We start from the raw sequence: 25,622 nt of genomic DNA, 5'->3' as shown, positions 1-25,622 counted from the left end.
TATCGTTGATGGTTCTGAACAACCGTTAAGGCAGCCCTAGTGCCAAGCCCCGATAGAGGCAAGAGGGAAGGCCGCCAAGCCCCTTCGTTCGGTCGTGGCAGGGATTAAGCAGCAAAGGCAGGTCGAAACAAGGCAGATAATGCAGCGTTTACCGAAATTTCAGCCGCTTGCGCTAGGCGTTCGGGATGACCGCGCCGTCTTTCATCGATCGTCTGATAACGCGCGAGCGTATGCGGATCGCCGCGATCTGCGTCCTCGCCGCGACCGTCATCGCAGTGCTCTGTCTGGCCGGAACCGCCCGCGGCACGGTGGATTCGCTGGGCCGCATCACGCCCAACGCTTAACGGCAATAGCCTTCCCGCCCCGGCACGACGATCAGGCAGTCCTGCCTGCCGGCCAGATATTTGAAGCCGGTTTCGTCGCCCTTGCCGGGACGGATCGCCAGATCCCTGCCGTCGCGCACGAAGCGGATGGTCGATCCTTCGGCGATGCCGTCATAATCGCCCTGACGATCGAGATTGTCCCTGTTGGCGAGCGCATAATGGCCGGGCTTGCCGTCGGGCGAGGGCTGGATGTCGAGATACAGCCCTTCCGGCCCGGACCAGCGACCGACCCAGTCATCGGTCGGCAGCCCCACAGCCATATTGTCGGCCGCGCCCAGCGCGTCGGGATCATCGATAGTCTCGACCGTCGCGGCCGGAGCCGTCGCATTGTTCGCTGCATCGCCCTCATCAACCGATTTGGCGCAGCCCGCCAGCAGCAGCAGAGCGATCACGCCGGAAAGACCAATGGCGGGCGGAGAAAAACGCTTCATCCATAATCTCCTTTGTCGATCACAGAACCGAACCGATAAGGTTGCCGCTTCGATCCCTCTTTTCCAGACGACAGCTTGCCAGTCGCGCCGTCTGCGGCCAAAGGTCGATCATAAGGGGAAGGGCAATGAACGCGATCAGGGAGAATAGCAGGACGGCGACGCGTCCCAGGGCGCGCTTCGTGCGCGAGGCGCCCGACGTGCGGCGGCAGGCATTGATCGACGCGACGGCGCGCTGCCTCGCCGAAAAGGGCGTGAGCGGCACATCGGTGCGCGCCATCTGCGCGCGGGCCGGCGTTTCGTCGGGGCTGCTCACCCATTATTTCGATGGCGTCGATGCGCTGATCCTGGCCACCTACGCCGACGCCGGCACGCGGGTCGCCGCAGCGCTGGACGCCGCGATCGAGGCCGCGGGCGACGATCCGCGCGACCGGCTGCGCGCCTGCCTTCAGGCCAATTTCCGCGACCCCATCCTCGATCCCGATCTGCTCGCGACCTGGATCGCCTTCTGGAGCCTGGTCAAGTCCGATCCGCAGATCGCGGCCATCCATGCCGAAGTCTATGGCGGCGTCCGGGCGCAGCTGGAGCAGTTGCTTCAGGCCGCCGCACCGGCGCTCTCCCCTTCGCAAACGCGGATCGTGGCGATCAGCCTGACCGCCCTGGTCGATGGGCTGTGGCTGGAACTCTGCCTCGATCGATCGACCTTTTCACCGGAAGAGGCGCTGGCCATGGTCGAGGACGCCATGGCGAAAGCATTGCAGATTTAAGGCGATATGACCGATCACTAAGATCGGCTCTAATCGCTTTTCTCACTCAACACATCCGAGAAAAGCAATTTCCCCCGAATCGGGGGCTTCCCTACATGGGTCTTCGCAACCGCAACATTTCACAGCAGGAAAAGGACAGCCTATGGCTCTCATCAACACCCCCCTGAAGCCCTTCTCGGCCACCGCCTACAAGGAAGGCAAGTTCGTCGACATCACCGACGCCGACGTGAAGGGCAAGTGGGCCGTCTTCTTCTTCTACCCTGCCGACTTCACCTTCGTCTGCCCGACCGAGCTGGAAGACCTGGCCGACATCTACCCGACCCTTCAGGGCATGGGCGTGGAAGTCTATTCGGTGTCGACCGACACCCATTTCAGCCACAAGGCCTGGCACGACACCTCGCCGGCGATCGGCAAGATCAACTATTATATGGTCGGCGACCAGAATCACGCGCTGGCGACCCAGTTCGACGTCCTGCGCGAAGGCGTCGGCCTGGCGGACCGTGGCACCTTTGTCCTCGATCCCGAAGGCGTGATCCAGCTGGTCGAAATCACCCCCGAGGGCGTGGGCCGCAATGCCGCCGAACTGCTCCGCAAGGTGAAGGCCCTGCAATATTGGGTCAGCCATCCGGGTGAAGTCTGCCCAGCCAAGTGGGAAGAAGGCGCGGACACCCTCGCCCCCTCGCTCGACCTCGTCGGCAAGATCTAAAGACCTGCAAAGGCACCTGCCGGGTTGGGTCGAGCTTCTCCCCGACCCGGCGGGGCTTGTGATCGAATATATCGCAGTTTCGACCGCCGGCCTTTGGGTCGCACCTGTCCGGTGGCAGGATGGCGTGTGCGATCCGTATCGCACACGCCAGTCTTTGACCCAGGCATCGGCCTTGCGGAGAGGCCGCTTCCCATTTTCCCATATTGTTCGTGCGCCCCGGATCGGCGCGCCCAACCCATGGAGACAGACAAGATGTTGGACGCAAATCTCAAGGGCCAGCTCAAGGCCTATATGGCGAACATCACGCAGCCCATCGAGCTGGTGGCGTCGCTGGACGACGGCGCGAAGTCGCATGAACTGAAGGAATTGCTGGGCGAGATTGCCGAACTGTCGGACAAGGTGACGATCGCGACGGGTAACGACAAGCGCAAGCCCAGCTTCATGATCCGCCGCGTCGGCACCGATATCGGCGTGACCTTCGCGGGCATCCCCATGGGGCATGAGTTCACTTCGCTGGTGCTGGCGCTGTTGCAGGTCGGCGGTCATCCGTCGAAAGCGGCGCAGGACCTGATCAGCCAGATCAAGGATCTGGACGGCGATTTCGCCTTCGAAACCTATTTCTCGCTATCGTGCCAGAACTGCCCCGACGTGGTGCAGGCGCTCAATCTGATGAGCGTGCTCAACCCCCGGATCAGCCATGTCGCGATCGACGGCGGCCTGTTCAGGGACGAGATCGAGGCGCGCAAGATCATGGCGGTGCCGACCGTCTTCCTGAACGGCGAACCCTTCGGCCAGGGCCGGATGGAGCTGGAGCAGATCGTCGCCAAGATCGACAGCGGCGCGGAAGCCCGCGCAGCCGAGAAGATCAAGGCCCAGGACCCGTTCGAGGTGCTGGTGATCGGCGGCGGCCCGGCCGGCGCGGCGGCGGCCATCTATTCGGCGCGCAAGGGCATCCGCACCGGGGTCGCGGCGGAACGCTTCGGCGGTCAGGTGCTCGACACCATGGATATCGAGAATTTCATTTCGGTATCGCGGACCGAAGGGCCGAAGCTGGCCAGCGCCCTTGAAGCGCATGTCAAGGATTATGACGTCGAGATCATGAACCTGCAAAAGGCGGCGAAGCTGATCCCGGCCCAGACCGAAGGCGGCTATCATGAGGTGGTGCTGGACAATGGCGCGTCCCTGAAGGGCCGCACCATCATCCTGTCCACCGGCGCCCGCTGGCGGCAGATGGGCGTGCCCGGCGAAGAGGACTATCGCAACAAGGGCGTCGCCTACTGCCCGCACTGCGACGGTCCGCTGTTCAAGGGCAAGCGCGTGGCGGTGATCGGCGGCGGCAACAGCGGCGTCGAGGCGGCCATCGACCTGGCCGGCATCGTCGCCCATGTGACGCTGATCGAATATGACAGCCAGTTGCGGGCCGACGCGGTGTTGCAGCGGAAATTGGCGAGCCTGCCCAATGTGAAAATCATCACCTCGGCCCTGACGACCAAGGTGGAGGGCAATGGCGAGCGGGTCACGGGCCTGAGCTACAAGGACCGCAACCATGGCACCGAGCATGATGTCGAGCTGGAGGGCATTTTCGTCCAGATCGGCCTGGTCCCGAACACCGAATGGCTGAAGGACGCGATCGCCCTGAGCCCGCGCGGCGAGATCGAGATCGATGCGCGCGGCGAAACCAGCCAGCCGGGCATCTTCGCCGCGGGCGACTGCACGACCGTACCCTATAAGCAGATCGTAATCGCCATGGGCGCGGGATCGACGGCGGCGCTGTCCGCCTTCGATTATCTGATCCGCCTGCCGGCCGAGGAAACGGCGCAGGCGGCCTGATCGATCAGGCTGACGGTAACAGAAAGAAGCGGCCGATCCGGGGACGGGTCGGCCGCTTTTTTTGTGCCGATGAGGTGGTTATGGGTGGTTAGGCGACTGACGGCTTTTCATTCTCCCCTCCCCTTCAGGTTCAAACGAGGCACGTGACTCGTTTGAACCTGAAGGGGAGGGGCTATGAAGGTCCGCTCCTGGCCGAACCCCCGCCCCACTTTGACAGCGACGGCGGGGGGCGGCAAAGCCGTTCCCGCCCTTCCCCCTTCGCCGCGAGAAACCATGCAGCTTTCCGATTTCGACATCGACCTCTTCCTGCGCGACTATTGGCAGAAGAAGCCGCTGCTGATCCGCAACCCGTGGAAGGCGTGGGAAAATCCGCTGGAGCCGGACGAGTTGGCGGGGCTGGCGTGCGAGGAAGGCATCGAATCGCGGCTGATCGTCCAGTCGGGCGACGAGTGGGCGCTGGAACATGGCCCCTTTGCCGAGGATCGCTTCGGCGGGCTGGGCGCTGCGCCCTGGACGCTGCTGGTGCAGGCGGTCGACCATTATGCGCCCGGTGTCGCGGCGCTGCTCGATCCGTTCCGCTTCATCCCCAACTGGCGGATCGACGATGTGATGGTCAGCTATGCCAGCGACGGCGGCGGCGTGGGGCCGCATTTCGACCAATATGACGTGTTCCTGATCCAGGGGCTGGGCAAGCGGCACTGGCGCGTGGGCGGTCGGTGCGACGGGACGACGCCGCTGCGCCCGCACGACGAGCTGCGCCTGCTCGCCGATTTCGAGGCGAGCGGCGACTGGGTGCTGGGGCCGGGCGACATTCTCTATGTTCCTCCGGGCGTCGCGCATGACGGCGTGGCCGTGGGTGAGGATTGCATGACCTATTCGATCGGCTTTCGCGCGCCGTCGCGGCCCGACCTGCTGGTCGAATGGACCGAACATCTGGTCGACGGCATGGCGGACGACGACCGCTATGCCGATCCCGATTTGGCGCGCGCGAGCAATCCCGGCGAGATCGCGCCCGCCGCCATCGACCGGCTGCACGCCATGACGATCGAGAAGCTGCTGGATCGCGACGCCTTCGCCCGCTGGTTCGGCCAGCATAGCAGCGCGCCCAAATATGCCGAGGCCGACTGGCGGCCGGAGGAGCCGGTGACGGTCGCGGAGTTGGAGGCGCTGGCCGAAGAGGGCGCGGTGCTGCTGCGCAATCCCGCGAGCCGGTTCGCGTTTCTGCGGGAGGCCGGCGGGTTGCTGTTGTTCGCCGATGGCAGCGCCTTTCCGTGCAGCGGCGGCGCGGCGGCATTGGCAGAGCGGATTTGCGCGCAGGATCATGTCGTCCTCGATCCGTCGCTGGCCGAGGGGATGGCGTTGCTCGCGGCGCTGGTCAATCAGGGCAGCCTGATGATCGACGAGGAAGAGGAGGATTGACGCCATGGCCCGGCTGATCCTGTTCAACAAGCCGTTCAACGTGCTGAGCCAGTTCACCGATCGCAGCATCGGCGCGGACCGGAGGACGCTGTCCGATTATATCGACGCGCCCGGCGTCTATCCGGCCGGGCGGCTCGATCTGGACAGCGAGGGGCTGATGCTGCTGACCGACGATGGCCGGTTGCAGGCGCGCATTTCCAACCCGCGATACAAGACGCCCAAAACCTATCTGGCGCAGGTCGAGGGGGAGGCGCAGGAGGAGGCGCTGGCGCAACTGCGCAAGGGCGTGATGCTGAAGGACGGCCCGACGCTGCCGGCCAGGGCGGAGCGAATCGATGATCCGGCGCTGTGGCCGCGCGATCCGCCGGTGCGCTTCCGCAAGACGGTGCCGGACTGCTGGATCAGCCTGACCATCGGCGAAGGCCGCAACCGGCAGGTGCGGCGGATGACGGCGGCGGTCGGCCTGCCGACGCTGCGTCTGGTGCGCTGGCGCATCGGGGAATGGAGCATCGAGGGCTTGCAACCGGGCGAATGGCGCGAGGTGCGGGTTTAGGGCTCGGGCCTTAAACAAGAACCGTTCGCTTCGAGCGTAGTCGAGAAGCCATGCTGAGGTTTCTCGACTATGCTCGAAACGAACGGAGATGGTGAATGCTACAGGCCCGACCGCCGCGCCGGGGCCGTTTCGGGCAGGGCCAGCAGAACCGGCAGGACACACAGGGCCACGAGCGCGATCATCGCGCCGGGGACCAAAGTCCAGCCGGTCCGATCGATCAGCAGATGCGCCAGCCAGGGCGTGAGGCCGCCGAACAGCGCGGTCGCGGTCGTCGCTCCCAGCGCCAGACCCGTCAGCCGGCCCTCGCCGGGAAACTGCTCGGCCGTGGTGACGGCGCCCACCGCGCTCACCGCACCGCCAAGGCAGGCAAGGAGGATCGCGCCCAACAGCGCCGCGCCATCGCCCTGCCCCATCAGCAGGAACATCGGGATCGGCAGGGCCGCACCGAGCAGGCTCAGCGACACCAGCACCGGTCTGCGCCCGATCCGGTCCGCCAGCAGCCCGGTGAAGGGCGTGACCAGGATCACCGCCAGCGCCGCCGCGGTCGACAGCCATAGCGCCGCCCCCTCCTCCATCGCCCCGGTGCCGGTCAGGAAACTCGGTACATAGGTGATGCCCACATAATAGGTGATCGATCCCAGCGCCGAAATCGCGAAGCCGCGCAGGATCGGGAGGCGATGGCTGCGCAGGCTCTGGCGCAACGGGTGGCGCGGCACGCTGTCCTCCGCCTGCTGGCGCAGGAAATCGGGCGATTCCTCCATGGTCGAGCGGGCGAGCAGGATGAGGCCGGCCATGCCTGCGCCGACGAAGAAGGGGATGCGCCAGCCCCAGTCTTCAAGGCTGGCATGGTCGAACGCGGCGACGGTCAGCGCCGCGATCCCGGCCGCCAGCAGCGCGCCGACCTCGCTGGCGGCCGAGGCGAGCGAGGTGACGAAGCCGCGCCGCCGCACGCTGGCCCCCTCCATCAGATAGGCGACGACGCCGGTATATTCGCCCCCGACCGAGAAGGCCATCAGGCAGCGCAGCGCCAGCAGCGCCCAGCCCGCCGCCGGGCCCGCCTGCGCATGGGTGGGCAGCAGCGCCGTCGCCAGCATGGCGGCGGTCATCATCCCCATCGACAGCAACATGGTCAGCCGGCGGCCATGACGATCCCCGATATGGCCGAAGACGATCGCGCCCAGCGGCCGCATTGCATAGGCGACGGCGAATCCCGCCAGCGTTTCCCCCAGCCCCGCCGCGCCGCCGCCGAAGAAAATGCGGGACAGAAGCGTCGCGAGATAGAGATAGAGGGTGAAGTCATACCATTCGACGATGGTGGAAAATGTCGCCACGGCCAGCGACCGGTTGGACATGCGGCTGGCCTGCATCGACGCTCCTTCCCGGTTCCCATCCGCTATCCTGCGGAGAAAGCCGGAAAAGGGCAAATGTTTCGGAACGATCGGACAAGACAACCCAAATGGTCACATATTGCGTCATTGCTTCGCTGCGCTCGCAATGACGTCTGCTTGCCTATCTGCGCAGGCGGGGCGTGAAGATGGCCGGGTCGATCTCCAGCATCGGCAGGCCATCCTCCTGCGCGTCCGGCGGCGGCAGGGCCATGCCCTGACCGCGTGCCGGATCGAAGCTCACGATCGTACTCCCCGGATCACCCAGCACCAGCGGATCGAGCTTGAGCGCGGCATTGAGGCGGGCCTGCGTCACTTCGACCAGGGTGCCGATCTTGGTCAGCGCAAATAATTGCCGCGCGAAGGCATAGGGCAGACGGATGCAGCCATGGCTGGCCGGATAGCCCGGATTATGCCCGGCATGGAGCGCGATCCCGTCCCAGGTCAGCCGCTGCATGAAGGGCATGGGCGCATTGCTGTAGAGGTTGGAGCGGTGCCATTGGCGCTTTTGCAGGATCGGATAGTCGCCGGTCGGGGTGCGATGCCCCTTCATGCCAGTCGACACGCTGGCGACGCCGATCAGCCGGTCGCCGCTATAGACATGGACCCGCTGCTTTTCGACGCTGATGACCATATAGAGCGGGCCGTCCCCCGTGCCCTCCTCCAGCCAGCGATAGCCGCCGGGCGCCAGCGCGATCTCCGTTTCGACGGCGGCCCTCGCCGGCAGGGCCAGGACGAGCAGGGACGCGAGCAGGGATAGCAAAGGCTTATGCATAAGCCTTTCTTAACCATGATTCGCGCCAGCGCCAGCCTGTCCGCAAGGTCAGGCGGTTTCGGTCCCCGCCTGGGACATTCACCAATCTGCAACGTCCGTTCGTTTCGAGCGCAGTCGAGAAACGGATAGGCCGTAGCTTCTCGTTTCTCGACACGCTCGAAACGAACGGATGTGTGGTGAATCAGATCAGGACGAGTTGCGCCACAGGCGCGAAGCTGCGGCGATGAAGCGGGGTCGGGCCATGTTCGCGCAGCGCCGCCAGATGCCGGGCGCTGCCATAGCCTTTATTGGCTTCCCAGCCATAATGCGGATGATCGGCCGCCGCTGCGATCATCATCCGGTCGCGCGCCTCCTTCGCGAGGATGGAGGCGGCCGCGATCGACAGGCATTTGGCGTCGCCCTCCACGATGGCGGTGGAGGCCCAGCGCCATTTGGGGCAGCGATTCCCGTCGACCAATATATGGGCGCAATCATGGCTGAGCGCCTCGACCGCGCGGGTCATCGCCAGCATCGTCGCCCAGAGGATGTTGATCTCGTCGATTTCCGCGACGCTGGCGACGCCCACGCTCCAGCAGAGCGCGCGGGCCTTGATCTCGACCTCCAGCGTGGCGCGTTTGGTGGCGCTGAGTTGCTTGGAATCGTTGAGGCCGTCGGGGCAATCCTCCGCACGCAGGATGACGGCGGCGGCGACCACCGGCCCCGCCAGCGGTCCCCTGCCCGCTTCGTCCACCCCGGCGACGAGGCCGGGATGATGGAGAAGTTCGTGGGAGAAATCAGGCATGATCGGAATAGCGCGCAGCGAATGCGGCTGCGTCCCAACCATCGCCGTCCTTTGCGGCGAGCAGATGATAGAAAGGCGTCATACCCAATGCATGTCCCATCGGGCCATGCCCCTGCCCCAGATTTGGAGCAGCAGCGAGAGCGGCCGCAACGAATGCTTCTGCCCGGTCGACCGCATCCGCCAGCGAGAGGCCGCCACCCAGCCCCGTCGCCACGGCGCTGGCCAATGTGCAGCCTGTGCCATGACTGTTGCGCGTGTCGATCCGTTCAACCGAATATTCGGCGACCATGTCCTCATCAACGAGCATGTCGTGGATCAGCGGCCGATCATCTTCCGCCTGTTGCGGCAGATGCCCGCCCTTGGCGAGGATGACAGCCCCGGTTCGATCGCGCAGCATTTGTGCAGCGGCCTCCAGCGCGTCGAGATCGTTGATCGTCATGCCGGTCAATGCCTGCAATTCCGGCACATTGGGCGTGATGACGGTGGCGACCTGCATAAGCTTTTCAAAGGCGGCGATGGTCGCGTCGTCGGCCAGCAGCGAGCCGCTGGTCGCGACCATGACCGGATCGAAGACGATCGACACATTGTCCAGTTGCGCCAGCCGGTCGGCCACGGCGGCGGCGGTTTGCGCCGATCCGATCATGCCGATCTTCACCGCGTCGACGCCGATGTCGCCGATGCAGCTTTCCATCTGCGCCAGCACCATGGCGGTCGGGACCGGATGGACGTCCTGCACGCCCAGCGTATTCTGCGCGGTGATGGCGGTGATGGCGGTCATGCCGAACCCGCCGAGCAGCGTCACGGTCTTGAGGTCCGCCTGGATGCCCGCGCCGCCCCCGCTGTCGGAACCGGCGATGATGAGGATGCGTGCGGGTGTCATGGCTTGAATTTGCGCTCCGTGGAGGCGGGATTGGTCGCCAGCACCTTCCCCACGCGGGTCGGGCGGTCCATCAGTTCGCCGCCGCAATTGGGGCAACGATCGTCCAGCGCCTCCGCGCAGGGCGCGCAAAAGGTGCATTCGAAGGAACAGATGAACGCGCCGGGTTCTTGCGGAGGCAGGTCGGTGCCGCAGCGTTCGCAATCGGGGCGCATTTCAAGCATGGAAAATCTTGCCTTACAAAATCCGTCACCCCCGCGGAGGCGGGGGTCCATCTCCCATACTAACAGTCTTGAGGCGAGGTCGAGAGATGGATTCCCGCCTTCGCGGGAATGACGATGGAGTTTGAGGTTTACGCCGCCGCCTTCTCCACCGCGGCGCAGATGCGTTCGACCACGTCGCGCACCTGATCCTCGCGGTCGCCTTCGGCCATGACGCGGATCACCGGCTCGGTGCCGGACGGACGGATGACAAGGCGGCCCGCGCCGTTCAATTCCGCCTCCGCCTGGGCGATGACGCGCTTCACTTCGTCATGCTCCAGCGGCTTGCCGCCGGAAAAGCGGACATTTTTGAGCAGCTGCGGCACCGGATCGAACTGGTGCAGCGTCTCGCTCGCCGGCCTGCCGGAGCGGACCAGCGCGGCCAGCACCTGCAAGGCCGCGACCGTGCCGTCGCCGGTGGTGGCATAGTCGGACAGGATCATGTGGCCCGACTGTTCGCCGCCGACATTGAAGCCGCCCTCGCGCATCCGTTCCAGCACATAGCGGTCGCCGACCTTGGTGCGTTCCAGACGGATGCCCTTGCCCGACAGGAAGCGTTCGAGGCCGAGGTTCGACATGATCGTCGCGACCAGCCCGCCACCGCGCAACGTGCCTTCACGCGCGAAATTGGCGGCGATCAGCGCCATGATCTGATCGCCGTCGACGATCTTGCCCTGTTCGTCCACCACGATCAGCCGGTCGGCGTCACCGTCCAGCGCGATGCCGATGTCCGCGCCCGAAGAGACGACGGTTTCCTGCAACAGCAGCGGCGCCGTCGATCCGCAGCCGTCATTGATGTTGGTGCCGTTGGGCGTGACGCCGATCGCGACGACGGTGGCGCCCAGTTCCCATAGCGCGGAAGGAGCGACCTGATAGGCGGCGCCATTGGCGCAATCGACCACGATCTTGAGGCCGTCGAGCCGCAGGTCGGCGGGGAAGCTGGACTTGACCGCATGGATATAGCGGCCACGGGCGTCCTCGACCCGGCGGGCGCGGCCGATATCCTTCGACGCGGCCGGCGCGATATCCTGCCCCAGCAGCGCCTCGATCTTCAGCTCATCCTCGTCCGACAGCTTGTAGCCGTCGGGGCCGAACAGCTTGATGCCGTTATCATAATAGGGATTGTGGCTGGCCGAGATCATGACGCCGAGGTCGGCGCGCATCGAATGGGCGAGCAGCGCCACGGCGGGGGTCGGGATCGGCCCGAACTGGACCACGTCCATGCCGACGGCGGTGAAGCCGGCGACCAGCGCATTTTCCACCATATAGCCCGAAAGCCGCGTATCCTTGCCGATCACGACGCGATGACGGTGGCTGCCGCGCTGGAAATGGGTGCCGGCGGCCATGCCGACCTTCATCGCCAGTTCCGCCGTCATCGGCCATTGGTTGGTGCGCCCGCGAATGCCGTCGGTGCCGAAATATTGCCTGCTCATAACCCTTCCTTGCACCCATCGGGGCGCCCCCCGCAACCCGCCTACGCCAGATGAGCAATCTTTAATCGACTTTCCATCCGTCCGGCGGCATCCGGGCGGGATGGAAAATTTCAACGCCTTTGTCGACGGCCTGTCCAACGCCGTCTTTTTCAAGGTGCCGCTGCTTGGCGCGCGGATCGAACTGATCGTGCTCTATCTGGCGCTGCCGATGCTGTTCTTCACCCTATGGCTGGGCTTCCCCAATGTGACGCAGGTCGGGCGCGCCATCCGCATCCTCAAAACCCAGCCGCACGAAGGCGAGGCGAAGGGCGATGTCAGCCAGTGGGCGGCGCTTTCCACTGCCCTGTCCGGCACGATCGGCCTTGGCAATATCGCGGGCGTGGCGGTGGCGCTGACCATGGGCGGCCCCGGCGCGATCCTGTGGATGTTCATCATCGGCTGGTTCGCCATGACGGTGAAGATGGCGGAGGTGACGCTGGGCCTCAAATATCGCGTGTTCGACAGTCGCGGCCATGTTCATGGCGGGCCAATGTATGTGCTGAAGGCCGTGGGCGCGGCGCGGGGATGGCCGAAACTGGGGCTGACGCTGGGCGGGGCCTATGCCTTCTTCGCGCTGTTCGGCGCCATTCCGATGGTGCAGGTCAACCAGAGCTTCGCGCAGGTGAAGGTCGTCACCGGGCTGACCAATGGCTGGGCCTATGGCGTGTTCCTGGCGAGCGCGGTGGCGTTGGTGACGCTGGGCGGCGCGGCTTGGCTGGGCGAGGTGGCCAAGCGGCTTACTCCGCTCAAGGTCGCGGTCTATCTGGCGGGGGTCGCAGCGATCCTGATCCTGCATATCGGGGAGATTCCGGGCGCGCTGGCGCTGATCTGGAACGGGGCATGGAGCGGCGACGCCGCGACCGGCGGGGCGATCGGCGCTTTCGTCGCGGGGATGCGGCGCGCGGTCTTCGCCAGCGAGGCGGGCGTGGGATCGGCGGTCATGGCGCATAGCCTTGCGCGGGCCAGGCATCCGGTGTCGGAGGGACTGGTGGCGCTGCTGGAGCCGCTGCTCGGCACGATGATCGTCTGCGCGCTGGGCGGGCTGGCGCTGGTCGTGGCGGGGACGTGGAATACGGGGCTGGAGGGCATCGCCATCACATCGGCGGCATTCGCGAAAGTGTCGCCCTGGTTTCCCTGGCTGCTGGCGGTGGTGGTGTTCCTGTTCGCCTATTCGACGCTGGTCGCCTGGGGCTTTTATGGCTTGCAGGCCTGGGGCTATCTGTTCGGCAACGGGCCAAAGGCGCAATGGACCTACAAGATCCTCTATGTCGTCGCCCTGCCCCCGGCGGCGGCGATCGACCTCGGCCGGGTCGTCGGGATCGTCGATTCCAGTTTCTTCCTGATGGCGATCCCCAATGTCATCGCGCTCTATCTGTGCGCCGGGGAGTTGCGGCGAGACGTTCGGGATTTCCTGGCGAAGGAGGAATGAGGTCGCGCCTGTCGCGCCGATTTTGAAAAGCAAAAGGCCCCGCCCCTTGCGGAGCGAGGCCTTTTTCCATGCCCGACGGTGCGTGTCAGATCTTGTCGCCGAGCGCACCCTTGACCGAACCGGCAATGTCCTGCGCAGTGCCCTTGGCCTTCTGCGCCTTGCCTTCGGCTTCCAGACGTTCATTGTCGGTTGCCTTGCCGATGCCTTCCTTGACGGAACCGGCGGCCTTGTTGCCCGCGGCCTTCACCTTGTCGGTCAGTTCACCCATGAAACATCTCCTGTGGTTGCAGTTGCAGGGTCAACCGACCACCATGCGCAAAGGTTTCCGCCGGAACGCAGACGCAACGAAAAAGGGACCGGAAAACCGGCCCCTTCTCCAAAATCCGCGTGTCGCGAAGCTGCTTAGCGCTTCGAGAACTGGAAGCTGCGGCGGGCCTTCGCCTTGCCGTACTTCTTACGCTCGACGACGCGGCTGTCGCGGGTCAGGAAGCCTTCGGCCTTGACCGCGCTGCGCAGCGCCGGTTCGTACTTCGACAGAGCCTGGGCGATGCCGTGCTTCACGGCGCCGGCCTGACCCGACAGACCGCCGCCCTTGACGGTGGCGATCACGTCATACTGGCCTTCACGCTCGGTGACGCCGAAGGGCTGGTTGATGACCAGACGCAGGGTCGGACGGGCGAAATAGACTTCCTGGTCACGGCCGTTGACCGTGATCTTGCCGGTGCCGGGCTTGACCCAGACGCGGGCCACGGCGTCCTTACGGCGGCCGGTGGCGTAGGCGCGGCCGAGACCGTCGATTTCCTGGGCGCGCAGCGGCGCCGAAGGCTGGACCGGAGCGGCAGCGACGGGCGCTTCGCCTTCCACGGCGGCCGGAGCGGCAGCGCTGGGGGCGGGGGCGTTGGCGGTCAGCGACGCGAGGTCGGACAGGGACTGGCGGTTATCGGACATTATGCACCCACCTTGTTCTTGCGGTTGCGCGACGCGAAGTCGAGCACTTCGGGGTTCTGGGCTTCATGGGCGTGCTCGGCGCCGGCGAAGATGCGCAGGTTGCGCATCTGCTGGCGGCCCAGCGGACCACGGGGGATCATACGCTCGACGGCCTTTTCCAGGACGCGCTCGGGAAAACGACCTTCCAGAATCTTCTGGGGGGTGGTTTCCTTGATGCCGCCGGCATAGCCGGTGTGCTTGTAATAAACCTTGTCGGTCAGCTTGCGGCCGGTGAACTTCACCTTGCCAGCGTTGATGATGATGACATTGTCACCGCAATCGACGTGGGGGGTGAAGCTGGTCTTGTGCTTGCCGCGCAGGATATTCGCGACGGTCGAAGCGAGACGACCCACGACGAGGCCTTCGGCGTCGATCAGGATCCACTTCTTTTCGACCGTTGCCGGGGTCGCCGGCTTGGTGGTCTTCATCAGCGCCTTCATGGTGCCAATACTCCAGAATGAAAAAATGAAACCGGACGCCGTTGCCGACGCCCGGAAGTGGGGCGCTAATGACGGCAGAGGCGTGAGAAGTCAAGAGATGCAGGGGTTTCCTGACGGGTAAAATAATACCCGTAGCTCCAAGCGCCGGAAATAGCGCAAATCAATCCGTCGTCATTGCGAGCGCAGCGAAGCAATCCACCGTCCCACCATGGATTGCTTCGCTGCGCTCGCAATGACGGGGAAATGTCAGATCGCGCTCAGTCCCGCATCCGCCAGACCGCGCCAGAGGTGGAGCGCCTGGACGCTTTCCTTCACGTCATGAACGCGGACCATCTGCGCGCCCAGCTGCGCCGCGCGGAAGGCGAGCGCCACCGATCCGCCGAGCCGTTCGGGCGCGGGTGCTTCGTTGGACAGCGCGCCGATCAACCTTTTGCGGCTGCCCGCGAACAGCAGCGGCACGCCCAGCGCCTGAAAGGTCGCAAGGCCGTTCACCAGCGCCAGATTGTCGGCTAGGCTCTTGCCGAAGCCGAGACCGGGATCGAGCATGATCTTTTCGCGCGCAATGCCGGCGTCGATACAGGCGGCGATCCGCCCCTCCAGATGGTCGTAGACGTCTGCCACCACATCGCCATAGCCGGCGGGATTGTCGTGCGGATCGTCTCCGGCCGAGGGCGCGTGCATCAGGATCACCGGGCAGCCCGCTGCGACCGCAACGTCCATGGCGCGCGGGTCGTGCCGGAGCGCGCTGACATCATTGATGACATGCGCGCCGGCGGCCAGCGCCGCCTCCATCACCGCCGCCTTGCGCGTGTCGACCGACATGGCGACACCAGAGGCCGCGAGCCGCTCGACCACGGGCGCGATGCGGGCGATCTCGTCCCCCTCCCACAGAAGGGGCGCCCTGGGCCGGGTGGATTCGCCGCCCACGTCGATCAGCGCCGCGCCGGCCGCCGCCATGGCGAAGCCTGCATCGGCGGCCGCCTGCGGATCGTCCATATGCCTGCCGCCATCGGAAAAGCTGTCGGGGGTGATGTTGAGGATCGCCATCACCTGCGGCGCGTCGAAGCGGATGGTGCGGTCGCCAAGGGCGAGCGGCGGACGCTGGGCGGAGATATTGGCGGCGAGCTGTTGCGCGCGCTCGGCCAGAATGTCGGGCAAGGTCGCGATGGCGGCGGCGAAGTCGGCGACCGGGATCGTGATCCGCGCGATGCGCTGCGCGCCCTGGAGCGCGGTCAGTTCATAGGCCTGGAACCAGATCAGCCCATTGCCCATCCGCGCCGCCGCGCCATCCGGCAAACCGATCGGGGTCGGCACATACCAAGTCGGCTTGAGATAGAGGCGCGCGTCGGCGGGGATGCTCGAAAGAATCGTCATGCCTCCCCCTATCCGTTCGTGTCGAGCGAAGTCGAGACACGAGATGCGCGAACGCTTCTCGACTTCGCTCGAAGCGAACGGAGACTGATTTTAAGGCTCGTTGGCGAGCAGATAGGTCTGGCGCAGCGCGTCGATGGGCTTGAGGCCCCCTTCCGCCTCATAATGCCAGAAGGTCCAGCCGTTGCAGCTCGGCGCGCCCTGCAAGGTGGCACCGATCTTGTGGATCGAGCCGGTGTCGGCGCCCACCGCCAGCGATCCGTCGGCGCGGACCTGCGCCTGCCAGCGCCGCTTGCTGTCGGTCAGCAACGTGCCAGGCTTCAAATAGCCGGTCTCGACCAGCGTGCCGAAAGCGACCTTGGGCTGGCTCCGGGCGCTCTGCATGATGGTAAGCGCGGATTCATCGAGCGGCAGCGCGTCGGCGATGCGCTCCAGCGCGACCTCGATATAGCTTTCTTCGCGCTCGATGCCGATCCACTTGCGGCCCAGGCGCTTGGCGACCGCGCCGGTGGTGCCGGTGCCGAAAAAGGGATCGAGCACCACGTCGCCCGGCTTGGTGCAGGACAGCATCACGCGATAGAGCAGGGATTCGGGCTTTTGCGTCGGATGCGCCTTGGTGCCGTTGCGCTTCAGCCGCTCCTGCCCGCCGCAGATCGGCAGCACCCAGTCGGAACGCATCTGCAATTCGTCATTGAGCGTCTTCATCGCCTTATAGTTGAACCTATATTTGGCGTCTTCGCCCTGGCTGGCCCAGATCAGCGTTTCATGCGCGTTGGTGAAGCGGGTGCCCTTGAAATTGGGCATCGGGTTCGCCTTGCGCCAGATGATGTCGTTGAGGATCCAGAAGCCTTCGTCCTGCAGCGCCGCGCCGACGCGGAAGATATTGTGATAGCTGCCGATCACCCAGATGGTGCCGTCAGGCTTCAGGATACGGCGCGCCTCGCGCAGCCATGCCTTGGTGAAGCGGTCATAGGCGCCCAACGTGTCGAACTTGTCCCAGTCATTGTCGACCGCGTCGACGCGCCCGCCCTCTGGCCGGAACAGGTCGCCGCCCAGTTGCAGATTATAGGGCGGGTCGGCGAAGATCATGTCGATGCAATTGTCGGGCAGCGACGCCATCTGCGCGATGCAGTCGCCACGCAGCAGGCTGTCCGTGGGGATGTGGGCGGCATCGATCTCGGTCGAAACAACCGCCTTCTTCCGCCGCGGCGCTGCGACGCGTTCCATGACACCCATGATGCTGAACCCCCTTCTGTCTTGAGACGCACCGATGAGTCCTCCGGAGTCCGCCGTCAAGTGTAGGGGACTCGCGGATTCAAGGCGAGTCGCACGGCATGAAGAGGAGAACGAAGGGTGGACCCACAAGATATTGAGTCCCGCGCGGAAAACGGGACTCAATATGAGGCGGTGTGGCTCAAAAGACTCAGCCCCCTGGAGGCATTGACTTTTTTTTGGTTAACCACGCGGAAAGGCATTTCGGCGCAGCGAGGCTTGCCTAATTCATAACCATTTGGTTATGACAATCCCATGACAGAAACATTGCAAGATGACCGCGGTCCCACCATCGACGCCCAGTTCAAGGCGCTGTCGGACGGCACGCGCCGCGCCCTGCTCGAATATCTGGTGCGCGAGGGCGAACAGAGCGTCCATGCGCTGACGGCTGTGGCGGGCGTATCGCAACCGATGGTGTCGCGCCACCTGGGCAAGCTCAAGCGGGCGAAGCTCGTGACGGCCCGCCGTGCGGGGCGCGAAACCTATTATGCGGCGCGCGCCAAGGGGCTGGCCCCGGTGGTGCAGTGGATGGCGGTCTATGGCGCGCTCTGGTCGCAGCGCTTCACCGCGCTGGAGGGGATGGAGGCGTGAGGCGACGCATCGCGCCTTTGCTGGCGGCGTTGGCCCTCCCCGCCCCTGCCCCGGCGCAGACCGATGCGGCCTATGCCGCCAGCACGCAGCACCGGGCCGCGGAGAAGCTTGGCCTGTCTGCGGCATCGGTAAATGTGACCCCGGCCACATGGAATGGCCGTGCCTATATCTTCGCCGACTATCTGACCGGGAAAGAGGGGGAAGAGGAGCGGCAACTGGTGATGCTGGCCGAGGCGATGAACGGGCCGCCCATCGCTGTAACCGTCGGCGAACAGGAAGGCGGCGCCCCGGAAATCGCCGCCATCGGCTTCGCCAATGCGGACAGGGATGCGGCCAAGGAACTGATCGCAATCCTCGCCTGGAACATCCGCCATTATGACGTCAGCGGCACGATGTATGACGTGCGCATCATGGACGACTGGAAGCCTGGACAGACCGCGCTCCTGCCCGTGAAAGCAGCGGAACGGCTGTTCAGACATTATGAATGCGACTGTGGCCGGCGCGACGGACCGGATGAAGTGGCCAAGGTCAAGACGATCGTGGCGGTGAAGCAGGTGCTGAAACGCGCCAGTTATTAACCTTTTTCCGTCATCCCCGCGAAGGCGGGAATGACGGAAAAAATATGCCTCAGATCATCGCCATGCCGCCATTGACGTGCAGCGTCTGCCCGGTGACGTAGCCTGCCTCCTTGCTGGCCAGATAGACGACCGCCGCGCCAATATCGTCGCCGCTGCCCAGATCGCCAGCCGGGATCTTGGTCAGGATCGCGCCCTTCTGCGCATCGTTGAGCGCATCGGTCATGGCCGATCGGATGAAGCCGGGGGCGACGCAGTTCACGGTGATGCCCCGGCTCGCCAGTTCCTGCCCCAGCGACTTGGACATGCCGATGATGCCCGCCTTTGACGCGCAATAATTGGCCTGACCGGGGTTGCCGGTGACGCCGACGACCGAGGTGATGGAGATGATGCGGCCGAAGCGCGCCTTCATCATCGGCTTGGCGGCGGCGCGGACGAGGCGGAAGGCGGCTTCCAGATTGACCTGGATGACCTGGCTCCATTCCTCATCCTTCATACGCAGGATCAGATTGTCGCGGGTGATGCCGGCATTGTTGACGAGGATGTCGATCCTGCCGCCCAACGCTTCCACCGCCTGCGGCACCAGCGCGTCGACCGAGGCCGGGTCGGAGAGATTGCAGACGATCGTCTTGTGATCACCGCCGAGTTCGGCGGCGAAGGCCTTGAGCTTCTCCTCATTGCTGCCCGACAGCGCGAGTGTCGCGCCGCGCGCAGCGAGCGCCTTGGCGATCGACGAACCGATGCCACCCGAAGCGCCAGTCACCAGCGCGGTCATTCCTGTAAGGTCGAACATATCTTATTCCTTATCCTGTCAGAACGAAGCCAGCGCGGCCTCGATATCGTCCATCGTCACGATGCTGCGCACGGTGGCGTCGGGGGCGATGCGCTTGACCATCGGGCCGAGCACCTTACCGCCCAGTTCCACGAACTCGGTAACGCCCGCATCCCACATCGCCGCGACGGATTCGCGCCAGCGGACGCGGCCCGTCACCTGCTCGACCAGGCGCGCCTTGATCTCTTCGGGGTCGGCGATCGGCGCTGCGAGGACATTGGCGTAAACCGGCAACAGCGGCGCGACGATGGTCGCCCCGGCCAGCGCCGCTTCCATCGCTTCGGCCGCGGGCTGCATCAACGGGCAATGGAAAGGCGCCGACACGGGCAGCAGCACGCCGCGCTTGATGCCATGGTCCTTGACCAACGCCACCGCACGCTCGATCGCACCGCGATGGCCGGAAATCACGACCTGCGTAGGATCATTGTCGTTGGCGACGGTGCAGATTTCGCCTTCCGCAGCAGCATCGGCCAAAGCCTGCGCCTTTTCGATGTCCGCGCCCAGCAGCGCGGCCATCGCGCCCTCACCCACCGGCACGGCGGCCTGCATCGCCTGGCCACGCAGCTTCAGCAGGCGCGACGTGGTGCCGATGTCGAACGCCTCGACCGCGCAAAGGGCGCTATATTCGCCGAGCGAGTGACCGGCGACATAGTCGCCCTTGTCGGCCAGGCTGAAGCCGCCTTCCCGCTGCATCACGCGCAGCGTGGCGATGGCGTTGGCCATGATCGCGGGCTGGGCGTTCTCGGTCAGGGTCAGGTCGCTCTCCGGCCCCTCCACCATGATCCGGAACAAATGCTGCGACAGGGCGTGGTCGACCTCCTGAAACAGTTCCTTCGCCGCCGGGCTGGCGTCGGCCAGCGCCTTACCCATGCCTACCGACTGGCTACCCTGCCCCGGAAAGAGAAATGCCCGCATCATCCAACTCCAAGCTCAAGCGCCTGCCGAAAAGCGCTGAAATCCAAAAGTGTTACACTTTGAGACATAAATGTCATTGAGACGTACACATCCCTGCGGCAGTCAGGGCATGGACGTCTGCCTCCCCGTCCCGGGATGGCCGTGGCGGCCCCTTTAACGATGACGGAGTGCAAGGAAAAGGTGCGATATCGCTTTGCATGGATCGGCGGGACGGCCCTGGCCCTGTCCGCCTGCGCCACCGGCCCCGATTATCGCGCCCCGCAGACGGCCGCCCTGGGCGTGCCCGCCACCTATAGCCAGGGCAACAGCATGGCGCTGGACGACGCCGCGCTTGCGCAATGGTGGACGCGCCTCAACGATCCGGCGCTCAGCGGACTGATCGACAGCGCAATCGCCAACAATCTGGACATAGTGCAGGCGCAGGCGCGGTTGCGGCAGGCGCGCGAAAGCCTGCGCCAGGCCAATGCGAGCTTCCTGCCGCAGGTGAGCGGCTCCGCCAGCGGCGGCAAGAATTACCGCAACCAGGCCGGCGGCACCCGCGTCGACGACAGCGGCAACGTCATCAGCACCGGCGCGAGCAACTGGTCGAGCACTTATTCGCTGGGCGCCAATGCGAGCTGGCAGATCGACCTGTTCGGCGAACTGTCGCGTTCGGCCGAAGCGGCGCGCGCCGATCTCGCCGCGTCGGGCTATGATCTCGCCAATGTGCGGATGACGATCATTTCCGAACTCGTCACCAACTATGTCCAGGCGCGGCTGGCGCAGGAGCAGTTGCGCGTCGCCCGCGAGACGCAGAAGGTGCAGCAGGACAATTACAATATCGCCGGCTGGCGCTTGCAGGCGGGCCTCGTTTCCTCGCTGGACGAGCAGCAAGCCAAGGCGCAGCTTGCCCAGACCAACGCTTCCATCCCGCAACTGGAAGCGAACCTGCGCGGTAGCCTGAATCGCATCGCCGTGCTGACCGGACAGGCGCCGGGCGAGGCGACCCGCGCGCTGGAGACGCCGGCCCCCATTCCGACCACCGCGACGCAGATCGCGACCGGCATTCCCGCCGACACGCTGCGCCAGCGGCCCGACGTGCGCAGCGCCGAACGGGCACTGGCCGCCGCCACCGCGCGGATCGGCGTGGCGCAGGCGCAACTCTATCCCTCGCTGGGGATCAGCGGCAATATCGGCACGACCTCCAACGCCTTCAGCGACCTGTTCAGCCTGATCACCGGCGGCGTCTTCGCCAATGTCGCGCAGACGATCTTCGACGGAGGCCGCCTCGCCTCGCAGCTGCGCTCGCAGAAGGCGGCGACCGACGCCGCCTTCGCCGCCTATAAACAGAGCGTGCTGACCGCGCTGGAGGATGTCGAGAACGCCATGGCGTCGCTCGACAGCGCGCGCCGGCGCAAGGCCGAATTCGCCACCGCCTATGAGGCATCAAACAACGCCGCGATCCTGGCGCGCAGTCAGTATCAAGCGGGCCTTACCGATTTCCAGACACTGTCGACCAGCGAAACCACCCTCCTGAACGCCCGCAACAGCCTCGCTTCGGCGCAATCCGACGAGGTTCTGGCCATCGCCCAGCTTTACAATGCGCTGGGCGGCGGCTGGCAGAGCATGGACAACCGGCCCGATGAGCAATGATGTGACCACAGACAATGATCTGGACGATTTCCTGGGCGCCAGGCCGCAGAAGCCGTGGCGCAAATGGGCGATCAGGGGCGGCATCGGCGTCGGCCTGCTGATCCTGATATTGCTCGTCGCCCGCTGCTTTTCGGGCGACGACAAGCCCAATTATGCGACCCGCGAGGTGCGGCAGGGCGATCTGACGGTCAGCGTGTCGGCGACCGGCAATCTGAAGCCGATCAACCAGGTTGATGTCGGGTCCGAACAGTCGGGCAAGATCACCGCCGTCTATGTCGACGTGAACGACCGCGTGACCAAGGGGCAGAAGCTCGCCGAACTGGACACCCGCCGTCTGGTCGACACGGTGAACCAGAACCAGGCGCAGGTGGCGTCCAGCCAGGCCAGCGTCGCGCAGGCGCAGGCGCAGGTCGCACTGGCGAAGGCGACTCTCGACCGGCAGGAAAATGTGTTCAAGCTGTCGGGCGGCCGCGTGCCGGCCAAGACCGAACTGGATTCGGCCCGCGCTGACTATCAGAGCGCACTCGCCAATTTGCGGTCGGCGCAGGCGCAGGTGAATGTGTCGCGCGCGCAGCTTTCGACGGCGCAAACCAACCTGTCGATCGCGCAGATCGTGTCCCCGGTGAACGGCGTCGTCCTGTCGCGCGACATCGAGCCGGGCCAGACGGTCGCGGCGTCGCTCAACGCGCCGGTGCTTTTCACCCTGGCTGAAGACCTGACGCAGATGGAAGTGGAAGTATCGGTCGATGAAGCCGATGTCGGTCAGGTGAAGGAAGGCCAGACCGCCAATTTCGCGGTCGACGCCTTTCCCGGCCGCACCTTCCCGGCAAAGGTCACGCGGGTCAATGTCGGGTCGAACGCATCGAGCAGCAGTTCCTCATCCTCGTCCACCACGACAACGACCAGCACCACCGGCACGGTGGTCGCCTATACGGCGGTGCTGTCGGTGGACAACAAGGATGAGACGCTGCGCCCCGGCATGACCGCCACGGCGGACATCGTGACACAGGAACTGCATGACGTGCTGCTCGTCCCCAACAGCGCGCTGCGCTTCAAGCCCAGCACCCAGGCGCAGGGCGGCGGCATCACCAGCGTCCTGCCCGGTCCCGGCCGGATGCGGCGCGGCGGCGGCAACCGTCAGGTCAGTTTCGGCGCCGGGAGCAGCCAGACCGTCTATGTCGTGGGCGAGGACGGCAATCCCAAGGCCATGCAGGTCATAGTGGGCGCCAGCGACGGGTCGCGCACCGTCATCACCGGCGGCGACCTGAAGGCGGGGATGCGCGTCATCACCGGCCAGTTGGCCAAGGGGCAGCAAGCGCCGGCGGAGGACCAGAATGGCGACGCGAAAAGGGACCAGAGCGCGCGCGACCGCCAGCGCAATCCGTCGGCGGACGGCACCCCCGCCACCGTCGGGAAGCTCGGAAATTCGGGTGACGCCGCGCCGGAGACGGCTCCGGTCGAGCCGGTCGACGGCCGGTCCCGCCCGGCCCAGACGCGCGGCAACGGCCGCCAGAGCGGAACCTGACACACATGATCGCCGATCCGATCATTTCCCTGCGCGGCGTGACCAAAATCTATGGCGAGGGGCCGACCGCCTTTCAGGCGCTGAAGGGCATCGACCTGGACATAGCCCAAGGGGATTTCGTCGCCGTCATGGGGCCTTCGGGGTCGGGCAAGTCGACCACGATGAACATATTGGGCTGCCTCGACGTGCCTTCGAGCGGGGAATTCCTGTTCAAGGGCCGCCATGTCGAGCGGCTGGACCGCGACCAGCGCGCGCTGCTGCGCCGCCGCTATCTCGGCTTCGTGTTCCAGGGCTTCAACCTGCTGTCGCGCACCACCGCGCTGGAGAATGTCGAACTGCCCCTGCTCTATCGCGGCGATGAAAAGAAGGCGCGCTACGATGCCGGCATGGCCGCGCTCGACAAGGTGGGGCTGAAGGACTGGTGGGACCATACGCCCGCCGAACTGTCGGGCGGCCAGCAACAGCGCGTCGCCATCGCTCGCGCCATCGTCACCCGCCCCGACGTGCTGCTGGCGGACGAGCCGACCGGCAATCTCGATTCGGAACGGTCGGTGGAGATCATGGAGTTGCTGACCGATCTCAACCGCAACAGCGGCATCACGGTGCTGATGGTCACGCACGAACCCGACATGGCCGCCTTCGCCCGCACCATCGTCCATTTCAAGGACGGCCATGTCGAACGGGTCGAGGAAGGGGTGAAGGGGTAATGCTAGGCACGACCATCATTCTCGCCTTTCGCGCTATCAACCGGCACAAGCTGCGCAGTTTCCTGACGACGCTGGGCATCATCATCGGCGTGGCGGCAGTCGTGACCATGGTCACGCTGGGCAATGGCGCCACCGCCGCGGTGCGCGAACAGATCAGTTCGCTGGGCGCCAATGTGCTCCAGCTGCGCCCCGGCCAGGGTTTCGGCCGCGGCGGCGGCGGCCCGCGCCCGCCCGACTTCAAGCCCGCCGACCTCACCGCCATCGAAAATCAGCTAACCGGCGTGCGCGCCGTGGCGCCAGTCGTGCAGTCGAGCGGCACCGCCATCTATGAAGGCAATAACTGGTCGACCACCGTCTATGGCACCACCTCTGCCTATTCCGAGGTGCAGCAGTGGAAGGTGCAGGACGGCCGCCTGTTCCTGCCCGACGAGGAGGAAGCAGGCAAATCCGTCTGCATCATCGGCAATACGGTGCGCACCAACCTGTTCCAGGGCGCCGAGCCGGTGGGTCGGCGGATGCGGATCAAGGGCGTGTCCTGCCAGGTCGTGGGCGTGCTGGCGACGCGGGGACAGGGCGGGTTCGGCGACCAGGATGATATCGTCGTCATGCCGATCAAATTCGTCCAGCGCCGCTTCACCGGCGATCGCGACATCAGCCAGATCATGGTCGCGGTGGACGATGCCTATGACAGCGCGACCGTCCAGAACAGCCTGGAGGAGCTGATGCGCGAGCGGCGCAAGATCAAGCCGGGCGACCAGGATAATTTCAACGTCTTCGACACCAAGCAGATCAGCGACACGCTGACCGGCACCACCACCATATTGACGCAGATCGTGGGCGCGGTGGCGGCGATCTCGCTGCTGGTCGGCGGCATCGGCATCATGAACATCATGCTGGTGTCAGTGACGGAGCGCACGCGGGAGATCGGCATCCGCCTCGCCATCGGCGCGGTCGCGCGCGAAGTGCTGATGCAGTTTCTGGTGGAAGCGATCGTGCTGTCCTGCCTGGGTGGCCTGATCGGCCTGCTGCTGGCGCTGGTCGCGTCGATCGTGATCGCTCCGCTGATGCAGGTGCCCTTTATCTTCGACGTGAAGGTGAACATGATCGCCTTCCTCTTTTCGGCGGCGATCGGGGTCGTGTTCGGCTATTTCCCGGCGCGGCGGGCGGCAAGCCTCAATCCGATCGACGCGCTGCGGCACGAATGATCGGATTCGTCGTCTGATACAATTTCCGACAAAGGCGGATGTCGGTTGGCACAGTCCTGCGACATCCGAACCCTAAAACCCCCTTCGTGCCGCCAACCCGGCGGCGCGGAAGGACCATCCCATGAAGACCATCGCCCTCAGCATCGCCAGCAGCGCGCTGATCCTGGGCGCGAGCCTTTCCGCTATGACGGCCGCGCCTGGCCGGCAACCCGCACCGATCGTCGAGGGCAAGGACCGGCCCATCCTGCTCCAGCGCATGGTGGTGACGGCGACACCCCTGCCCAACTGAGCGCCCGCTCTCAGACAATAGCCTCGCAGCAACCACTGCGGGGTTTTTTTGACTCACGCTGAGGCGCGGGGGACACAACCAGTTCTCGAACTTTGCCGTTCTTTATTCTCCGCGTCTCCGCGCACACTTGCTTAAATTCGTTCCTTTCTGAACAATTGTTCAGATTAAATCACATTCTGATACAATTTCCGACAATCTTCCCCGCTCCCCGGCACA

At 65.2% G+C, this 25,622-nt stretch carries 28 protein-coding genes; 14 read left to right on the top strand and 14 right to left on the bottom strand.

Annotation, left to right across the window (positions count from 1 at the left end; translation table 11 throughout):
- Positions 1-185 precede the first annotated feature (185 nt).
- Positions 186-344 carry a hypothetical protein gene (locus tag AC58EF_RS12960; protein WP_497276735.1) on the top strand — a complete coding sequence of 53 codons (159 nt, stop codon included), beginning with the start codon at positions 186-188 and terminating at the stop codon, positions 342-344.
- Here AC58EF_RS12960 and AC58EF_RS12955 read toward each other — a convergent pair.
- Entirely contained in the window at positions 341-814 is a 474-nt protein-coding gene (locus AC58EF_RS12955) for a hypothetical protein (protein ID WP_497276734.1), read from the bottom strand. The genes AC58EF_RS12960 and AC58EF_RS12955 overlap by 4 nt on opposite strands.
- A 125-nt stretch (positions 815-939) precedes the next feature.
- Here AC58EF_RS12955 and betI point away from each other — a divergent pair, with 125 nt between their 5' ends.
- The 5 genes from betI to AC58EF_RS12930 all read left to right on the top strand — a co-directional run bounded on the left by betI (position 940) and on the right by AC58EF_RS12930 (position 6,086).
- Positions 940-1,578, top strand: a complete 639-nt coding sequence (gene betI / locus AC58EF_RS12950) for a transcriptional regulator BetI (RefSeq protein WP_497276733.1) — start codon at positions 940-942, stop codon at positions 1,576-1,578.
- Positions 1,579-1,720: 142 nt separating this feature from the next.
- Complete coding sequence (gene ahpC / locus AC58EF_RS12945) at positions 1,721-2,284, top strand: alkyl hydroperoxide reductase subunit C (RefSeq protein WP_497276732.1); 564 nt, start codon at positions 1,721-1,723, stop codon at positions 2,282-2,284.
- Between the two features lie 252 nt (positions 2,285-2,536).
- Positions 2,537-4,114 (top strand): alkyl hydroperoxide reductase subunit F, encoded by a 1,578-nt coding sequence (gene ahpF, locus AC58EF_RS12940; RefSeq protein ID WP_497276731.1) that lies wholly within the window; start codon positions 2,537-2,539, stop codon positions 4,112-4,114.
- Between the two features lie 273 nt (positions 4,115-4,387).
- Positions 4,388-5,533, top strand: coding sequence for a ribosomal protein uL16 3-hydroxylase (locus tag AC58EF_RS12935; protein WP_497276730.1), 1,146 nt, complete (start codon positions 4,388-4,390; stop codon positions 5,531-5,533).
- Between the two features lie 4 nt (positions 5,534-5,537).
- A complete protein-coding gene (locus tag AC58EF_RS12930; protein WP_497276729.1) occupies positions 5,538-6,086 on the top strand; it encodes a pseudouridine synthase in 549 nt (182 codons plus the stop codon).
- Positions 6,087-6,184: 98 nt separating this feature from the next.
- On the opposite strand, the gene AC58EF_RS12925 is transcribed toward AC58EF_RS12930, so the two are convergent.
- From AC58EF_RS12925 to glmM, 6 genes are all read right to left on the bottom strand, one after another.
- On the bottom strand, positions 6,185-7,453 hold the full coding sequence (locus AC58EF_RS12925) for an MFS transporter (protein WP_497276728.1): 1,269 nt from the start codon (positions 7,451-7,453) through the stop codon (positions 6,185-6,187).
- Between the two features lie 142 nt (positions 7,454-7,595).
- Positions 7,596-8,246: a L,D-transpeptidase family protein gene (locus tag AC58EF_RS12920; protein ID WP_497276726.1), complete on the bottom strand. Its 651-nt coding sequence runs from the start codon at positions 8,244-8,246 to the stop codon at positions 7,596-7,598.
- 181 nt (positions 8,247-8,427) lie between these two features.
- Positions 8,428-9,027 (bottom strand): ribonuclease HII, encoded by a 600-nt coding sequence (gene rnhB / locus AC58EF_RS12915; protein WP_497276725.1) that lies wholly within the window; start codon positions 9,025-9,027, stop codon positions 8,428-8,430.
- A complete protein-coding gene (gene thiD / locus AC58EF_RS12910) occupies positions 9,020-9,907 on the bottom strand; it encodes a bifunctional hydroxymethylpyrimidine kinase/phosphomethylpyrimidine kinase (RefSeq protein ID WP_497276724.1) in 888 nt (295 codons plus the stop codon). Before thiD ends, rnhB begins: the two co-directional genes overlap by 8 nt.
- On the bottom strand, positions 9,904-10,128 hold the full coding sequence (locus AC58EF_RS12905) for a DUF1272 domain-containing protein (RefSeq protein ID WP_497276722.1): 225 nt from the start codon (positions 10,126-10,128) through the stop codon (positions 9,904-9,906). The genes thiD and AC58EF_RS12905 overlap by 4 nt, the downstream gene beginning before the upstream one ends.
- A gap of 128 nt (positions 10,129-10,256) precedes the next feature.
- Entirely contained in the window at positions 10,257-11,597 is a 1,341-nt protein-coding gene (gene glmM / locus AC58EF_RS12900; protein ID WP_497276721.1) for a phosphoglucosamine mutase, read from the bottom strand.
- 100 nt (positions 11,598-11,697) lie between these two features.
- Between glmM and AC58EF_RS12895 the strand changes: the two genes are divergently transcribed.
- Positions 11,698-13,065: an alanine/glycine:cation symporter family protein gene (locus tag AC58EF_RS12895; RefSeq protein ID WP_497276719.1), complete on the top strand. Its 1,368-nt coding sequence runs from the start codon at positions 11,698-11,700 to the stop codon at positions 13,063-13,065.
- A gap of 85 nt (positions 13,066-13,150) precedes the next feature.
- Here AC58EF_RS12895 and AC58EF_RS12890 read toward each other — a convergent pair whose 3' ends face one another.
- From AC58EF_RS12890 to AC58EF_RS12870, 5 genes are all read right to left on the bottom strand, one after another.
- Positions 13,151-13,333 carry a CsbD family protein gene (locus AC58EF_RS12890; protein ID WP_497276718.1) on the bottom strand — a complete coding sequence of 61 codons (183 nt, stop codon included), beginning with the start codon at positions 13,331-13,333 and terminating at the stop codon, positions 13,151-13,153.
- 134 nt (positions 13,334-13,467) lie between these two features.
- Positions 13,468-14,013, bottom strand: coding sequence for a 30S ribosomal protein S9 (rpsI, locus tag AC58EF_RS12885; RefSeq protein ID WP_497276717.1), 546 nt, complete (start codon positions 14,011-14,013; stop codon positions 13,468-13,470).
- Entirely contained in the window at positions 14,013-14,492 is a 480-nt protein-coding gene (rplM, locus tag AC58EF_RS12880; RefSeq protein WP_084438944.1) for a 50S ribosomal protein L13, read from the bottom strand. The genes rpsI and rplM overlap by 1 nt, the downstream gene beginning before the upstream one ends.
- Positions 14,493-14,738: 246 nt before the next feature.
- Positions 14,739-15,866, bottom strand: a complete 1,128-nt coding sequence (folP, locus tag AC58EF_RS12875) for a dihydropteroate synthase (protein ID WP_497276716.1) — start codon at positions 15,864-15,866, stop codon at positions 14,739-14,741.
- Positions 15,867-15,956: 90 nt separating this feature from the next.
- The gene (locus AC58EF_RS12870) at positions 15,957-17,099 is read right to left on the bottom strand and encodes a site-specific DNA-methyltransferase (protein ID WP_497276714.1); all 1,143 of its coding nucleotides are present in this window, start codon (positions 17,097-17,099) and stop codon (positions 15,957-15,959) included.
- A 291-nt stretch (positions 17,100-17,390) separates the two neighbouring features.
- On the opposite strand from AC58EF_RS12870, the gene AC58EF_RS12865 reads away from it, so the two are divergent.
- Both AC58EF_RS12865 and AC58EF_RS12860 read left to right on the top strand, forming a co-directional pair.
- Complete coding sequence (locus AC58EF_RS12865; RefSeq protein WP_497276712.1) at positions 17,391-17,726, top strand: ArsR/SmtB family transcription factor; 336 nt, start codon at positions 17,391-17,393, stop codon at positions 17,724-17,726.
- The gene (locus AC58EF_RS12860; RefSeq protein ID WP_497276711.1) at positions 17,723-18,304 is read left to right on the top strand and encodes a hypothetical protein; all 582 of its coding nucleotides are present in this window, start codon (positions 17,723-17,725) and stop codon (positions 18,302-18,304) included. Before AC58EF_RS12865 ends, AC58EF_RS12860 begins: the two co-directional genes overlap by 4 nt.
- Positions 18,305-18,353: 49 nt before the next feature.
- Here AC58EF_RS12860 and fabG read toward each other — a convergent pair whose 3' ends face one another.
- Both fabG and fabD read right to left on the bottom strand, forming a co-directional pair.
- A complete protein-coding gene (gene fabG / locus AC58EF_RS12855) occupies positions 18,354-19,094 on the bottom strand; it encodes a 3-oxoacyl-[acyl-carrier-protein] reductase (protein ID WP_497276710.1) in 741 nt (246 codons plus the stop codon).
- 18 nt (positions 19,095-19,112) lie between these two features.
- Positions 19,113-20,048: an ACP S-malonyltransferase gene (gene fabD, locus AC58EF_RS12850; RefSeq protein WP_497276709.1), complete on the bottom strand. Its 936-nt coding sequence runs from the start codon at positions 20,046-20,048 to the stop codon at positions 19,113-19,115.
- A 159-nt stretch (positions 20,049-20,207) separates the two neighbouring features.
- Between fabD and AC58EF_RS12845 the strand changes: the two genes are divergently transcribed.
- The 5 genes from AC58EF_RS12845 (at position 20,208) to AC58EF_RS12825 (ending at position 25,406) form a co-directional block, all read left to right on the top strand.
- Positions 20,208-21,680 carry an efflux transporter outer membrane subunit gene (locus AC58EF_RS12845; protein WP_497276708.1) on the top strand — a complete coding sequence of 491 codons (1,473 nt, stop codon included), beginning with the start codon at positions 20,208-20,210 and terminating at the stop codon, positions 21,678-21,680.
- A complete protein-coding gene (locus AC58EF_RS12840) occupies positions 21,670-23,205 on the top strand; it encodes an efflux RND transporter periplasmic adaptor subunit (protein WP_497276707.1) in 1,536 nt (511 codons plus the stop codon). The genes AC58EF_RS12845 and AC58EF_RS12840 overlap by 11 nt, the downstream gene beginning before the upstream one ends.
- 5 nt (positions 23,206-23,210) lie before the next feature.
- A complete protein-coding gene (locus AC58EF_RS12835) occupies positions 23,211-23,912 on the top strand; it encodes an ABC transporter ATP-binding protein (protein ID WP_497276706.1) in 702 nt (233 codons plus the stop codon).
- Positions 23,912-25,117 (top strand): ABC transporter permease, encoded by a 1,206-nt coding sequence (locus AC58EF_RS12830; RefSeq protein ID WP_497276705.1) that lies wholly within the window; start codon positions 23,912-23,914, stop codon positions 25,115-25,117. The genes AC58EF_RS12835 and AC58EF_RS12830 overlap by 1 nt, the downstream gene beginning before the upstream one ends.
- A gap of 121 nt (positions 25,118-25,238) precedes the next feature.
- The gene (locus AC58EF_RS12825) at positions 25,239-25,406 is read left to right on the top strand and encodes a hypothetical protein (RefSeq protein WP_497276703.1); all 168 of its coding nucleotides are present in this window, start codon (positions 25,239-25,241) and stop codon (positions 25,404-25,406) included.
- Positions 25,407-25,622 lie beyond the last annotated feature (216 nt).

The organism is Sphingobium sp. WR1, from assembly GCF_059693745.1.
This window is presented reverse-complemented; position numbering and strand designations above follow the sequence as displayed.